This is a genomic window from Citrobacter sp. Cb031, assembly GCF_030336725.1.
GTDB classification, from domain to species: Bacteria; Pseudomonadota; Gammaproteobacteria; order Enterobacterales; family Enterobacteriaceae; genus Citrobacter; species Citrobacter braakii.
In genome coordinates this window covers 102,935-118,402 of record NZ_JAOWDA010000026.1, presented here as the reverse complement: position 1 = coordinate 118,402, position 15,468 = coordinate 102,935, and the positions used below count along the sequence as shown (strand labels likewise).

The 15,468-nt window shown below is 52.0% G+C and carries 5 protein-coding genes and 2 pseudogenes; all 7 read right to left on the bottom strand.

Translation table 11 applies throughout. The features are described from left to right. Positions 1-207: 207 nt before the first annotated feature. The 7 genes and pseudogenes from OGV93_RS11845 to OGV93_RS11815 all read right to left on the bottom strand — a co-directional run bounded on the left by OGV93_RS11845 (position 208) and on the right by OGV93_RS11815 (position 15,461). Positions 208-441 carry a hypothetical protein gene (locus OGV93_RS11845; protein WP_103765925.1) on the bottom strand — a complete coding sequence of 78 codons (234 nt, stop codon included), beginning with the start codon at positions 439-441 and terminating at the stop codon, positions 208-210. Next, a pseudogene (locus tag OGV93_RS11840) lies at positions 438-1,106 on the bottom strand (VENN motif pre-toxin domain-containing protein); the annotation flags it as partial. The gene OGV93_RS11845 and the pseudogene OGV93_RS11840, both read right to left, overlap by 4 nt. Before the next feature lie 126 nt (positions 1,107-1,232). Then, positions 1,233-1,532 carry a MafI2 family immunity protein gene (locus OGV93_RS11835; protein ID WP_103765924.1) on the bottom strand — a complete coding sequence of 100 codons (300 nt, stop codon included), beginning with the start codon at positions 1,530-1,532 and terminating at the stop codon, positions 1,233-1,235. An 11-nt stretch (positions 1,533-1,543) separates the two neighbouring features. Next, positions 1,544-2,023, bottom strand: a complete 480-nt coding sequence (locus OGV93_RS11830) for a polymorphic toxin type 50 domain-containing protein (protein ID WP_200047380.1) — start codon at positions 2,021-2,023, stop codon at positions 1,544-1,546. Between the two features lie 190 nt (positions 2,024-2,213). Beyond that, complete coding sequence (locus OGV93_RS11825) at positions 2,214-2,585, bottom strand: DUF6911 family protein (protein ID WP_225622988.1); 372 nt, start codon at positions 2,583-2,585, stop codon at positions 2,214-2,216. 13 nt (positions 2,586-2,598) lie between these two features. Then, a pseudogene (locus OGV93_RS11820) lies at positions 2,599-3,510 on the bottom strand (cytidine deaminase-like fold-containing protein); the annotation flags it as partial. Positions 3,511-3,755: 245 nt separating this feature from the next. Next, the gene (locus tag OGV93_RS11815; RefSeq protein ID WP_287109595.1) at positions 3,756-15,461 is read right to left on the bottom strand and encodes a hemagglutinin repeat-containing protein; all 11,706 of its coding nucleotides are present in this window, start codon (positions 15,459-15,461) and stop codon (positions 3,756-3,758) included. Positions 15,462-15,468: the final 7 nt, after the last annotated feature.

Genomic DNA, 15,468 nt, shown 5'->3' with positions numbered 1-15,468 from the left:
CAACAGACCTTTAACGGCATCCTGCCCTTCAGGTATCTGACCCTGTGAGTTTTTAATCAGTGCTTCTGTTAACTCATCTGTGTAGCGCCACTCTGGATCATACTGGCTGCAAGTGACTGCTGGGATAACCCCATATCAGCCATGCCTTTTCCGAAGCTGTTCGGACCCAGCGCGTTATTCTCAACAACTATCTTAAGTTACAATTAATCATTTCTTTAGCAAGTTGGTAATCCATAACATTAAACCTGCAAAGCTACCAATATATATACCTATCTTACCTAAAAATAAAACAATGTTCGATGAAAAAGACACAGGTATTCCTTTATAAAAAAAGAAAAAAAATTCCCCGCATACATATAAAACCACCCCTGTTAGAAAAATTGAAACCATGCTGAATACAATAAAAAAAACCAGAGGAAGAATGAATTTTAGAGCTTTCATTTGCCACCACCTTCCTGCTTCATTTTGTACTCTGTATACTTACCTCCAGCTTCTGAAGTGATACTACCACCAATGTCACCAATTGAGCTGGGGACATTGCTTGGTTTCATTTCTTTTGAAAGGTCATAATCCCCTTTCACTTCAGTAAATTGTCTCAGGTCTGCATTAAACTTCGGATCCCAGCCTCCTTTCCACCAGTTTACTCCGACATTAATCCCCTTGGACAACCCTTGACCAATGCCATAACCAACAAAAGAACCTGCTCCATTGATTAACGCACCAGACAGTGGATCTTTATCATCAACCCAGTTACCAAGCGCACCTCCTGCCGCATTCCAGGCTACTGTGCCACCCAGACCACTTCCCATACTGAACACGTTTGTCCAGCCAGCAATCGCTGCACTAGCCGGGTCAATTGAACCATCTGCGAGATAGCTGATCCCTGCATTGGCTCCCGCACCCAATCCCCACATAGCCTGAGCGCCGCCAGGTAAGAGGGCTACACTGCCTGTCGCCAGCGCAAATCCTACCGCATCGCGTTCATTCTTTGCTTTCTTACAACTGTCTGAGGAGGGTGCTGTATCACAGGTTGCCATGTCAATGCCATGCTGACGTATCCATGCAGCCTGAGCATCTTCACTACCACCGAGTAAATTATTCTCAACAACAACTCGTTCCGATACGACTATCGAGAACGAACGAGCATTTTTCCTGTTCTGTCAGCAGGTTACAGCCTGTTTTTGCTGACGAACTTTAACGCGAGCAACATTTTTCCCTGACGCACGTTTGAACTATTCCTTTCTTAAATAGACCAAAAATCCATTGAAATTTTTAATGGGTTGAGGATAATCAAGCCTCATAGCAATCGCTTCTATAGCAAAATCCTCATCAAAATCAGCGATCACTTCAGCTTCGACCACTGACACCGATTCTTGATCGCTGTCATCTGGCTCGCCATCGAAATAAAAATGCAAACTTATATTTTTATTTTTTAATTCAACAGTAACAGCTCGAATATTTGAAGTTACATTCCCTAACAAAGCCCTTTGCAATGAGAGCCTTACATACGAATTTAAATCAGAAGAAATCATCACATTTCCCTTCATTTTTCTGATGGCCTCGCTGGAACAATGTGGACGCCATTTTTTCCATAGTGCACGATACCATTTGTTGTTGGTGTGGAGACGCCTGTTTGGGGATCTATATAATTTCCAATAGGCTGTCCATAATTTATGCGTTCCTTCGAGCCTGGCGTTCCAACGGGAGCATTACCTACTTGTTGACCAGTCCCTAATTTGGAAAGCAATGAATCTGCGGAAACGGAAAGAGTACTCTTATTCAACCCTGCTTCAGACGCAATTTTATACTCATTCGTACCAGGAATATGCTTATTCTGCTGGCCCTTGTTAATTGATGTTTTCCCTTTACCAATCCCACCACCGCCGGGCAGTAGCTCGCCATCAGCCCCTTCAATCCCGATTTTCAGCATTGGATTGATATCAAAGATACCGGGCTTATCCTTGCTCAGCGAGTTATTCTCCACAACAACTCGCTCCGGTGCGAACTCAGCCGCCGTAACCACTTTTCCCCTGTACTTTCCGTGGGTTACAACTGCTTTTTCCTGTTGTACTTTATGCCTAGGATTTTTGCGCTGTTAAGCGTTTTTGGGGCCACAGACGCTACCGCCCTGCCGTGACACAAGGTTTATCGCGCCACCATCATATAAGCAAACTACAGTACCACTTAGGATGCTGAAGTCTTGGATTTATATTTCAATTAAGAAGTTCTTTTGATACGTTGCCAGTATCAAAAAACTCTTTTAAGATTTTTACAATAAGTTCACAGTCTTTTGTAAGCTGAGATTCCGGCCAGTAATCTCCAAGAATCACCATTCCTATATCAGGTTTAGATGAATCCCAGTACGTTCTTACTTGGTATTCATCTTCGACAATTTCACCTAATGTTATCAAGTAATAATCATTCTCCGTTCTGACCTGAAGCATTTCAGCGCTATCATCGCCACTGTTCAGTATATCAAGAGTAAGGGTTCCTTTTTTCCCCTGAATTTGTTTAAACTGATTTAATACCATATCCCAATTTGAGATCTGTTTATTGCCACCTGTTTCGTCCAGTGTCCAACTCATTTTAAATTTCATTTTAATCCCTAACCTTGAGAGATTTCATGCCAGGCTGCCAGTAGAGGACAGAACCTGTAGCCTCTTCATAAATTGTTAAAGATTTTAGCCCCGCTTTATCAGCCATAGCTGCTATATCACCGCGGCAATAACCACATACAGGCTCTTTAGATACACTCATTGTCATCTCACGCCCTTGAGACATACCCTTTTCAAAAGCTTGCTGTATAACACCTACTTCAGCATGAGCTGTAGCCATATTGCCATTAGGAAGAGGCTTGTTTTGCTTATCTATTTTAGCTTGGATTCGTCCATCAATGAGTGTTGGCTTATTCACATCTGCTAAGTTGGAAGGCCTTGCCCCCTGATTAGTATCAGTGAACTTAGCTCCATCAACATTACCTTTCGCCACGACCTTAAGACTAGCATCAACTATTTTACTTAATTGTTTTGCTGCAGCAGAACCCAAAATTGGTGTTACCGAAGCCGCAATAATCTCCAGGCCCTGCTTTGTTTCGGTGTAGCTTTCTGCGGTCTGACGATCCACCCCTTTGGTGACCATGAAGTAGTTAATCATGGCGTCTTTCACCTGCTGCTGATTTTGCGCATCAACACCGGTGATATCGAGCAGGTTAACTATCTGGCCATAAGCATCTGCGTACTGCTGGCTGGCCTTTGAATTATAGTTCCCGGTATTTTCGTACTCTCCTCTTGCTTTAATCACATCCAGCCTGGCAGTGGCGCAGGCTGAACTGGCTGCATTGCCATTGCCGCAGGCACTGATGACCTTCTGATCGCTGGTGATGTCTTTTTCGCACAGATCATTAATGGTTTGCTGCGCTTTTTCACGTACAGCCTGATCTTTGCTGTTGAGCTTCTGTTTAGCTATTTCAAGCTCTGTCTTATCCGATACGCTGAGGAAGTTATTCTCAACAACAACTTAGAATCCTTTTAATTTCAATAACCGAGCTATCCACATCCCACCACCGACAAAGCTTCCGACACTGAGACTAATCTTACAGAGTAGCAATATATTTTCCATAGTGAAATTAATTGGTATCCCTTTGAAAAAGAAGAACAACAACTCCCCTGCTACGTATAAAGTAATTGATGTCAAAAAAATGGACACAATACTTAATGCGATAAAAAGAGGCAGGTGCAGAAACTTATTTTGCTTTCTCATTTTTTGCGATCCTCCTGAGAGGATTTCTGCTCTATATACTTCCCGCTAAGTTCAGATCCCACGCTACCACCGATATCGCCAGCTATACCTGGAAAATAGCTAGGTGTCATTTCTTTTGAAAGCCCAAGCTCTCCTTTCACTTCAGTAAACTGCCTCAGAGCAGGATTAAACTTAGGATCCCAACCACCTTTCCACCAGTTAACACCAGAATTAACGCCCCATGAGACCCCTTTACCGATGCCATAGCCAATACCCGAACCGGCCCCATTGATTAGCGCCCCCGACAGCGGGTCTTTGTTGTCAATCCAGTTACCCAGCGCACCACCTGCGGCATTCCAGCCGACTGTACCTGCCAGGCCATTCCCCATACTGAATACATTCACCCAACCAGCAATGGCTGCGTTTGCAGGGTCTATAGTACCATCAGCCAGATAACTGATACCGGCATTCGCACTTGCTCCCAGTCCCCACATAGCCTGAGCACCACCAGGAAGCAGAGCCACTGTACCTGTTGCCAGAGCAAGTCCTACCGCATCCCGTTCATTTTTAGCCTTATGGCATGCGGCTCCATCAGGATTATCAGAACAGCTCGCCATATCGAGCCCATGCTGACGTATCCATGCAGCCTGAGCATCTTCACTACCACCGAGTAAATTATTCTCAACTGAATTTTTACCAGACTGCGCCCCTGTTGTCGTGCTTTTCGAATCCCCCCCGGCCAGATTACCTGCCAGCCCGGATGCAATAGTCGCAAGATTGCTGACTAACTGCCTGTCACTTTCATCCAGTTCGCTGACGCGCTTGCCCGGATACATCGTTTTCAGTATCGCATTAGCAGCAAGCTCTCCTGCCGCTGCGCCAGCCGCTCCGGCTGCTACATTGTTCCCCTGCATAGCCGCCGCAGCACCACCCAGTATCGCATGCGCGATGGCTTTAGCCGCGATATCATCCTCGCTGAGGCCCGCCTTATGGCCTATGATATTGGCAAGCTCCGGTGCCGATGCCCCCGCCAGCGCCGCGCCAATATTACCGCCAGCCAGCCCTTGCAGAGCGCCTACTGCAGCCTGAATACCCCGCTGCACGTCACTGCCCGTACCGTATTTCGTCTGCTCGGTTTTATATGCCGCTGAGTTCCGTAGTTGCGTCTGGTATCTTGCTTTTTCTTCATCACTGGCGTTCACATCCGGCTCAGGAATGCCTTCCTTTGCCAGTGCTTTTTTACCCGCGTTCAGGCCATTTATCTCACCTTGCGTCCGCGCGATATCCGCCGCCTGGTTACCTATCTGGGCTATCAGTTGCACTTCTTGCAGACGTCTCTGCTCTTTTTCCTTGTCAAAAATAGGACTGATGCTGCCGTTTGCATGCTCCGCATCCCGGCTCAGACCGGCGACATCCTGCTTCTGGTTTTCCGTGTCGCGAACAGTTAACGTCCCCTCACTCACCGCCGCCTGCGTTGTTCCTTCCGCATGCCCGCTGCTGCCACCTCCGGCAATCAGGGCGTTCGCCAGATTACCCGCGAACTGTTGACCAATACTGCCTCCCGTACTGATCCCTCCCCCCTGGTGCTCCACTTTGTAATCTGCCTGATTGTGGATATCGCCAAAGCCCAGCGTGCCCGTATCCAGACTGTTTTTATCCACTGAACCGGTAGAAGCAATGACCGCGCCATCCAGTTGGGTGTGCTTGCCCACGGTGATATCAAAGCCACCGTCTCCCGCGAATATCCCGCTCTGCTCCTGCACCGAGTCATAGTCGCTCTTCATCCTGTCGCGGCTGGCATTGATACTCGCAGAAGCCGTCCCCGCGCCGAAGGTATATCCCACTCCTCCGCTCACGCTGTTCTGTTTGCTATCGTAGTGGTCGCTGTCCTGCGTACTGGTAATCGTCAGATCGCGGCCTACATCTGCCGTCACTTGATTGCCGTTGACCTGCGCACCAGCAAGCGTAGTGTCCCGCCCGCTGTTTATCGTGACCTGATTACCCGCATCCACCGTGGTTTCATTCTGCCAGGTGCCGTTGCCTTTCTCACGCCCTTTACTGCTGTTGGCGTTCGCCGAGACGCTGATCCCCGCGCCACCGGAACCCACACCGATACCCACGCCAATACTGCCACCGCTGCTGCTGTTTTTACCGGTCGTCAGTTGCGTATCCTGCGAAGCGATAAGATTCACGTCACGTGTGGCATCCAGCACCACATCCTTACCGGCCTTCACTTCACTGCCTGCAATAGTAATATCGCTTCCTGTGGACGTGATATTGACGCTGTTGCCTGCGTTCAGAGTACTTCCCGTCGTTGAATCCTGCTCACTGTGGGAGGTCGATTTTGAGGACTGTGAGCCCAGAGAAGCACTGACACCTATCGTATTGGTATTGTCTTTAGCGGTCCCTTTCGCCTGATCCAGAGCCACAGCCTGCCCGGCCTGTACTCCGGAGAGAACTGCCTGCGTACCCTGCAGTGCCGCTAGTCGGGAATCGCTGCTTTGTTTTGCTCCCTGTGCTGCTGAAACCGCGCTGTTCACCGCACTGCCCGCAGCCCCCGACAGCGCCACCGTCAGTCCGCTGGTTTTCTGCTCAAACTTCTCATCACGTGTGCGTTTGTCATGACCCGGTTCAATAAGTACGCTGTCGCCGCGAACAGCAATATCTTTCTGGGCGATGATATCCGCGCCGCCGATATGTGCCTGCTGGCCTGCGGTGATACTGACGTTGCCCGCCGTTGAGCCGACAGTACTGAAGCTCTCGCTTTGGGTGGTGCCTTTTTCGCGCAGATCGTGCGTGGTTTTGCTGCTACCGATGGTGAAGCCGATCCCGCCTGACCCCATCAGGCCGCTCTTTTTAGTCTCTTTAAAGCGCCATGAGGTATCGGTATTGGTGGCGGCAACAATATCCACATTGTTGCCAGCCCCCAGCGCCACATTGCCGTCACCGGCAACGGCTGAGCCCTGTACCAAAATGTTATTCCCGGCGGTGACAGTTACATTGTTCCCACTCAGCAGCGCGCCTTTTTCCCGCGTAGCGCTGTCTTCTTCAATCGTATGGGTAGTCTTTTTACTAAGGAATCCTTTTTTGGTTTTCGTGGTTTCCTGGTAGTGATAATCGCTCTCTGTGGCGGTCGTGAGATTCACATCCCGGCCTGCCGTTACGCCGATATCGGCCTGTGCCGTAACATCTGCTGCCTGTGCGTTTACATCACGCCCGGCAATAATGACGGCGTCGCCGCCGCTGGCAATTTCCGTTCCCTGCTGGCGTACGGCGTCATTGACCACGGTTTTCTTCTTCGCACGATAGCTGTCGCCGTCGGTCGTTGCTTCAGCCAGCAGGTTGACATCTCGCCCGGCCAGCAGACCGACATCATTCTCCGCAGCCAGCCCAGCCGCATGGGAATTAATATCCTGACCCGCTTTCAACACCAGATTGTCACCCGCTGAAACGGTAGTACGGGAAAGCCCGGTGCTGTGCGATTCACTGCCCCCGTTACGGCTACTTTGCTGAGTGGTAGCTGCATTCAGATTGAGATCGTTACCCGCTGTTAGCTGAGCATTCCCTCCCGCTTTAACATCGCTGGCGGTGATATTGAGGTTATTCCCGGCATTGATACCGAGGTTACCGCCCGCGCTGATGGCGCTACCCTGCCAGTCTACTGACGACCGACCAGTCTCAGTTATCCAGCGTCCGGAGCGACTCCGGGCATCGTTAATCTGGTTGGCATTTACCGCAATATCCCCCCACGCATCCATCAGCAATGAGCCGCCTGCAGAGAGATTCGCGCCAGTAACAGTGATATCTTTGCCCGCCGAGAGCGACAATCCGTCCTGCGCGGTTATCGATGCCGTAGACCCCAGCAGAGTATCTTTAAAGCTCACATTGCGGTATTTGTCCCTGGCACTCACATCAATCTGTTCTGCCAGCGTCAGATTATTGATGTTGCCGCCCAGGCTTTCCAGCGCCACCGTTTTTCCGCTGATGGCGGAGCTGACGTTATTGATATCACCAATCGCGCTCAGGTCGAGGTTGCCCCCGGCCTGCATCAGACCATTGTTAAGGTTGTTAATACTGTTTTGGCTGTCGAGAGTGAGGTCGTTTCTCGCCAACAGCGTACTGCCGGAGTTGGTGATATTCCCGCTGGTAAGCTGAACATTATTCCCGGCAATGACGCTACCGTTGTTCACGGTGATATCTTTCGGCGAGAGATACAGCTTCGGTATCATTACCGTCTCACCGTTGACGGTGGCGGCTTCCCACCACAGCATGCTGTGCTCAAGGGACGCTATCTGATCTGCCGTCAGCGCCACCCCAAATTTCAGTCCCAGCGATTGCTGAGTACTGGCAGCGCTATCCATCAGATAACGCATCTGGTCAAGGTCAGAACCAATGCCGTTGATGTATCGACTTCCCGTCTTATTCAGCATGGCGTTACTAACATAGCGGGTATCGAACGCCGCATCACCGAGGAAACGGTAGTCATATTCAGGGTTCAGTTTGAGACGATCGAGCATATAGGCCGATCCCAGGAACTGGTTTTGATCGGTATACGCAATATTGGTTTCACGCGGCGCTTCACCAGGTTTGATACCCAGCATTGCATTCAAATCACCAAACAGGCTGGGATCGAGCTGACCAAGACCATTCAGTTTCGGGTTAACGTTGATCAGATACGGGCTTTTCGGATCGTCAGAGACGACGAAATACCCGTTCTTTCCGGAAGGCAACGGATAAGCGCTGGTATCCACCGTTTTGCCCTGATTTATCCCAGCGGCATTCACGCCCTTCTCGCCTGGGTTAATCAGGCCATTGAGTTGACCGAGGCTAGCGTTACCTTTCTGCGTGGTAGAAACAGGGTTGAGCGTAGCGTCTGATACGCCGCTGCTCTCCAGCGCGCCGCCGCCGTTAATCTTCTGCAATACGTCATGCAGTCGATCGTTCCACTGTGGAGAGCTGACACTTACCGTGTCATTGCTTGCCAGCGCCTGCTTTTTCACCCCATTACTGATGGTTTGGTTGCTGAGGGTGTTGAGGGTAGGGGTAACGATGGTATTTATCACTCCCCCCGTATTAGGAGTGGTACTGGTATTGCTAATATCTTGTGAAAAAACTGCCTGAATTTTTCCGCCCGACTGGATTACTGAGCGATAAATCGTTGCACCCGAAGCTTCTTCTCGGTCCTTCCCTTGTGCGATGTAATGAATTGGAGTCTTTCTATAGCTATCAGCTTTTACTGACGCAGCAGGCGTTTCCCATTTATTACCTTGCTGGTCAGCAGCATACGTCCGATATCGGGTAACTGTACCGTCTGTCCAAGACTGATTTTGCAGGGTTGTACCCGAAAGGTGCATGTCCCCGCCAGCCAGCAACGTACTGGCATTATTTTCCAGATGTCCCGCCTGAAGGACCATTCCACGAGATGAACTGATGCGCCCGGCCCCACCGCTGGCAGAGACAGAAAGGGTTGCGCGTGAGACTGCAATCTCCTTCGTCGGACTGTTTTTCATCGCCTTAGGAACAGCTATGTCGTAACAATCAGGACTCGCGCCGTGCCCCGGACTCCCTCCACCGCTGCAGGATCGGTTAACAATGTAACCATAGTCAGTTCCCAGTTTTAGCTCAGAAAGAGGAATATCTGCAAAACTCTCATTCAGCCAGGCATACTGTTGTGTTAGATCTTCAATTTTGCCGTTACTTACCACCAGCCCATCCCGCTGATTCAGCAGATGCCCGGTTTTGATGGTGATATCACCGTTCTGGGTTTCGATATTACCAGAGGTGTTGACCACTTCACTGTTGGCATTTCCCGCCGCATCTCGCTGCATCCACAGATTGTTTCCCGCGAGGATATCGCCGCGCTGGTTGGTAATGGTGTTAGCATATAGCGCCAGATTATTTGCCGCGTACAACAGCGCCGTATTGACGATGGCACCCGGTGCATTGAGCGTCAGAGAGCCACGCGTTCCGGTGAAACCAGAGACTGAAATATTACCGCGACTGGTCAGCGTAATATCGCCGCCGCCCTGTAACGTTCCGGCGGTATTGAGCGCTACGCTGTCGCCGCTGAGATAACTGGCGCCGTTGCCAGTGGTGATTTGTCCATTATTGCTGAGCTGTCCGCCCGCCGTCAGGTTGAGCGATTGCCCCTGAAGCACGCTACGGTTGTCGATAGCGCCATCACTGGTAATGGTCAGCGTTTTACCCGCGGCAAAAGCGCTTTGCACAGTAAAGTCATTCACCAGTTTCAGCGTCAGATTACCCAGCGCAACCACCTGCCCCAACGTACCCAGCCCGTGACTTTCAACGGACAGATCGCCGCCGCTGAACAGTTTCCCTGCCGCATTCTGATTAATCTGGCTGGCATTAACACTCAGTTGCGAGGTGCCCAACAGCGTACCGTTATTTGTTAGTTGCGTGTATTTCACCGCCAGTTGACCGGCCTGCGCGGTTCCCAGGTTGGTAAAACTGGTCCCTGCAAGCGTGGCGCTGTCAGCCAGCCAGTTCCCGCTATTGGTGGCCGTTGCTGCATTCAGAATGAGGTTTGCCGCCTGTAACCAGCCTGCGCCGGAATACTGCGGCGTGGTCAGCTTCATTCCCGCGCCAGAAAGCAGTTTGCCGTCATTGAGTGCGCGAGTTGTGGCGTTAAGATGGGTCTCTCCACCGCCCTGCATTAAACCGTAGTTGGACAGCACTGGCGTAGAAAGCGTCAGCCCCTGGCGGCTGACAATCTCCCCGGAAGCCTGGTTTATCAAATCACCGCTCAGCGACAGCGTTGCGCCATTATCCCCTTGCAGTCGTCCGCTGTTGGTCAATGCGCCGGTCGTCATGCCCAGCGTCGCCCCCTGAATTTTGCCCTCATTGGTGACTGACGCCGCAGTCAGATCCAACGCGCCCCCGCTCAGCATACTGCCCGCTTTCTGCTGCCTGACCGCGCCGTTCATGGCAAGCGTAAACGCATTTACGCCGCTAATCGCCGCACTGTTATCAAGGGTTGTCCCCTTCAGCGTAAGATTTTTCGCCGTCCATTGCCCGGCGTTAGCCAGAGAAAGCGCCTGTAGCGTCGCGTTACCAAGGGCAGTAATTTTGCTGCCCGCCGCAGACGTCAGGTTATTTGCGAGCGTAAGCTGCAGAGCGTCGGCGCTTTGTATTGCCCCGTTGTTTGTCAGCGTTTGCGCATTGAGCAGAACAGACTGCCCTTGCCACACGCCGTTATTCGTCACCTCGCCAGAAGAGAGTTTCAGCGTCCCCTGCGTCAGCAGTGAACCACCTGCTGCGTTAATCAATTTCTGTTGCGGTGAAGCCATCGCCATGCGCGCCATCAGACGCTGACGAGCCTCTAGCGTCAGGCTTTGCAGACCGGTCAGCGTACCCTGATTGTGGATCCGGTTTTGCTGCAGGGTCAGGGTATTTCCCTGTACCGTGCCACTGTTATTAAGCTGCACGCCGTCTAGCGTTACGTCGCTTTCGCTGAGCAGCTTGCCGCTGTTATCAAGCTGCTGCGCGGTCAGTGACATTCCGCCATGACTCATCACTTCGCCTGATGTAGTAAGGCCGTTGTTTACATCAGCCGTCAGATTACCCAGGCTTATCAGCGATCCTTTGTGCAGCCAGTCATCTGCGGTCAGCGTAAGTTGCTGCCCCTGCAGCGTTCCCTGCGTCGTGATAGTGCCGGCATTGACGCTCAACGCGCCGCCGCTCAGCGTACGGGACGTTATGCCCGTCGTGAGCACATCGCCAGCCAGCGTAAGCCCATTCGTCCCCTGCCACAGGCCTGTATTGTTTAACGTCGAGGCTGCAAGTGTCAGCCTGTCACCGGTAATACGCCCGGCGCTGTTGATATCATCAGCCGTAAGCGTCAGTGCGCCGCCACTTTGAATGTGTCCGGGGTTGGTAAGTCGCCCGGACAGCTTGCCTTCCAGGCCATGCAAACCGTTAAACACGCCGCTGTTATTCAGCGAGTCGGCAGTGAATGTCAGGGTATCGCCTTGCAGTACGCCGGCGTTTTCCATCGCACCGGAATGCACCAGCAGCGCATTACCGGCCAGCCATTTACCTGCGGTATCCGTGATGAAGGTATTCGCAGAAACCGAGGTATTGTCGTTGCTCTGTACCAGACCGCTGTTACGGATTGATTTTCCATCCAGAGTGACACTTTTCGCCGCCAGCGTACCGCGGTTATCCAGGGATGCAGTATTCATCGACGCCCCCTGTTTCGCCACCATACTCCCCTGGTTTTCAACCGAGTTCGCCAGCGTCAGGTTCAGGGAATCGGCCTGAATATCACCTGCGTTAATTAATGTGCTGCCGCGCAGTGTGAAGTCGGTATTCGTCAGCAGCAGACCGTGGTTTTCCAGCGTGTCGAGGCCTAAATCCAACCCCGCGCCGCTAACCAGTTGTCCCTGCTGACCATTGAACAGATTGCGGGTGGTGAGTTGTAGCGCCGAATTACCCTGCACAATGCCGTTATTCACCAGCTCCGGTGCGGAAATGCTCAGGGATTTTGCAGCAATCATTTCGTCGTTAAACAACTGTGCCGCAGCCAACTCAAACAGGTTGAGACTGCGCAGCGATCCCTGATTATCCAGTCGCCCGTTAGCCTTAATCTTCAGACTGTCCAGTGCCTGAACGCTGCCGCTATTGCGCAGGTTATCCAGTCTAATCGCCGCGGTACGGCCCTCTAGTTGGCCATCATTTTCAAAACGCTTTCCGCTGAGCTGTAGATCTTCACCGCTGGTCACCTGCCCACCAGCAAGGTTTGTAAAGCGATTCCCATCCCAGGCGAGCGCCTGATTCCCCTGCAGGATCCCACTGTTGCTGAGATCGCCGTGTAATGCCAGCACCTTCGCTGCCAGCATTCCGCTGTTATTCACGCTGGCGGCATGCACGGTCATACCTTGTTGACTGAGTACTTTTCCCTGGTTAGTGAACGCGTCGTGTACTGTTGCCGTTACCCCCGTTTCTCCCAACGCATTACCGCTATTTTGCCACGTATTTGCTTCCAGATTCAGCGTACCGCCCTGCAGCAAGCCAGTGTTGTGGAGAGTCTGATTCTTAAGACTTAATTCACCCACCGACAACACATTACCTTCGTTATTCACGTCCTGACTGTTCAGTGCGAGCGTATCGGCGGCCATGAGTCCGAGGTTATCTGTCTGCTGTCCGTGAACAGATAATGACGTGTCAGCCAGCAGGCGTCCCGCGGCTTCGTTTTTTATCGTCGCATATTCACTTTGCAGATTAACGCCGTTAATTTCTCCGCCGTTAACCAACTGGCGACCGTTGAGGTGCAATGAACCGTCGGTTGTAATCAACCCATGGTTAGCCAGATACGGTATATCCAGCGCTAGAGATGCTTTGCTGTAGAGTGAGCCGCCGCTGAGGTTTTCCAGTCTGTCGGTATGCAGGTTCAGCGCGGTGTTGCCCTGCATCAGACCGCTGTTCACGACATGCTGACTCTGGAGAGTTAACGTGTCGGCGATCAGAGAGCCGCTGCTGGCGAGTCCATCAGATGCAATAATCGAGATGCGTTCGGCGCTGGCGCTACCGCTATGGGTCAGCGTTGTCCCACTGAGCGCCAGAGTATCGGCCAGCAGATCTCCATGGTTATCAACTGACTGCTGCGCGCTGAAACCGACGCGTTCCCCAGTGGATTTCCCGCCATGACTGAGCCTGTCAGCCGTCACATCCAACGAACCTTTTGCCGCCTGTACGCCGTTCAGCGTCACGTTGTTGCCCGTAATCGCAAGGTCCAGACCGCTCTGCAAATGACCGTCTTTGCCAGTAGTCAACTGCTTTGCGCCGACATTAAGCGCACCAGCGGCATTAATCTGACCGTTCAGGTTAAGGTTTTGCGTAACGTTTAACTGTATGTCCTGTTGCCCGGCGATCAGCGAATCTTTCGCGGCGGTGAGGTTTTCAGCATTGACCGTTACTCCCTGGTTGCCAGAGAGGACGCCATGTTGTTCAACTGTCGCGGCCTGCACCGTTAATGTGCCATCAGAGAGCAACTTTCCACCATTACTCAGCGTGGCATCAGCCCGGATATCCGCATCGTTTTTCGCGCTCAGGATCCCCTGCTGGTTCAGCGCTACCGTTTGTACTGAAAGCTGGCCGCCGCTCGCCAGCGTACCCATATTATCCAGCGCCCCGCTGTTGACCGATACGCTGTTACCCTGCATCAGACCTGCGTTGTTAAGGCTGCTGACAGAAACATCAAGACTGCCATTTGCAGCCAGTTGACCACCATTAACGAGGTGCCCACCAGAAAGGGACAACGCGCCTCCCGCATTGACCTGTCCCTGGTTGTTCATGTCGCTACCGGTCAGGCTTAATGCGCCCTTCGCATCGGCACGACTGGCGTTATTCAGAGCTATGCGCTGTGCCTTCAGCGTTAATCCGTTACCTGCTGAGAGCAATCCCCCATGCGCCGACAGTTCGCCTTGACTGTTAAGGCTGACATCAGTATCACTCCCCAGCGTGGAACGGGTCAGCGCCAGCCCATTAGTACCCGTAACATGCATTTTTTCTTTACTGGTCAGGCTGCCGTCGGTGATTTTCAGCGAACCGTCACTGCGCAGTGAGGTGTTTTTCTGGCTAACCAAAGTGGTTGCCGCAATGGCTACATCCTGTTTAGCAGCCACCTGCAACTCGCCAGTTGCAGCAACCCCGCCCCCCTCGATCGTCACCTTGCCATCGCTGCCCAGTTGCACGCCTGCGCCGCTGGAGAGATTTGCATTCTGTAACGCTAACGCCCCGGTGCTGTTGATGACCATCCCGCTTCCGGTCTTATGACTGCCGGTCAACGTGACGCCTTCGCCACTGGCGGATAGACCACCATTTGCCAGACTGTTGCCGATCGTTAATTTCCCGTTAGCATTGAGGGTGATATCACCCTGACGGGCATTCAGATTCCCGAGGTTGACCCCCAGCCCTTTCTCGCTGGAGACCAGATGAATTCGATTAGCATACATGCCGCCTAACGCACCGGTGTCTACCGCAATTTTCGGTGCTTCCCCTTCGCCATTCAGCGGGCTCACCTGGCCATTCACCGCCACGCGATTCGCGCCGGCGATAACCGTCAGATCCTTGGCGTGCAGCGCAGCATTAATTTCCGTGGCACGGGCAATAATCGACACCGCATCGCTCTGACTACCATCCAGCCCCTTACCTTCTATGGTAATGCTGCCCTTGCTTACATCCAGCGACTGTAGGTTGCCGTTGGCATCCAACACGGGTTTACCGGTGGTCAGCGTGGCGTTAGGCGTGTTGATAAATCCACAACCATTACAGGTAATGCCATAGGGGTTGGCAACCATGACGTTGGCAGCTTTCCCCGCGACTTCGGTATAGCCCTGAAGCTGCGAACGGTTAGCGCCGGTAACTTCGTTGATGATCCCTGAAGCTTCCTTTCCCGGTTGCAGGTTCGGGTTATTCTGGATGATGCCGCCGAGCTGGGTCTGGGTAAATTGCCCGGTCGCGTTGTTGAGGATCAGCCCCTCTTTTCCCACGTTGTAGTCGTTATATTTATTGTGTGAAATCCCGGACTGGTTCGGCGTGGCAATATTCACCACCGGAACACCATTGGCGGCTTTATCCATCTGCGTATTGCCTTCAGGCGTGATGGCGGCGGCCATCGCTGGGAGCAGTGGTTGGGTAGCCAACAGGAAACTCAACATGCCACTTAGCAAACGCTGGGAAAAACGAACCTGATCCTTTTTCATCACCCTT

Bases quoted from the DNA above. Each gene is read 5' to 3' on its own strand.
- OGV93_RS11825 (WP_225622988.1), bottom strand. From the start codon at position 2,585: ATGAGTTGGACACTGGACGAAACAGGTGGCAATAAACAGATCTCAAAT.
- OGV93_RS11835 (WP_103765924.1), bottom strand. From the start codon at position 1,532: ATGATTTCTTCTGATTTAAATTCGTATGTAAGGCTCTCATTGCAAAGG.
- OGV93_RS11815 (WP_287109595.1), bottom strand. From the start codon at position 15,461: ATGAAAAAGGATCAGGTTCGTTTTTCCCAGCGTTTGCTAAGTGGCATG.
- OGV93_RS11845 (WP_103765925.1), bottom strand. From the start codon at position 441: ATGAAAGCTCTAAAATTCATTCTTCCTCTGGTTTTTTTTATTGTATTC.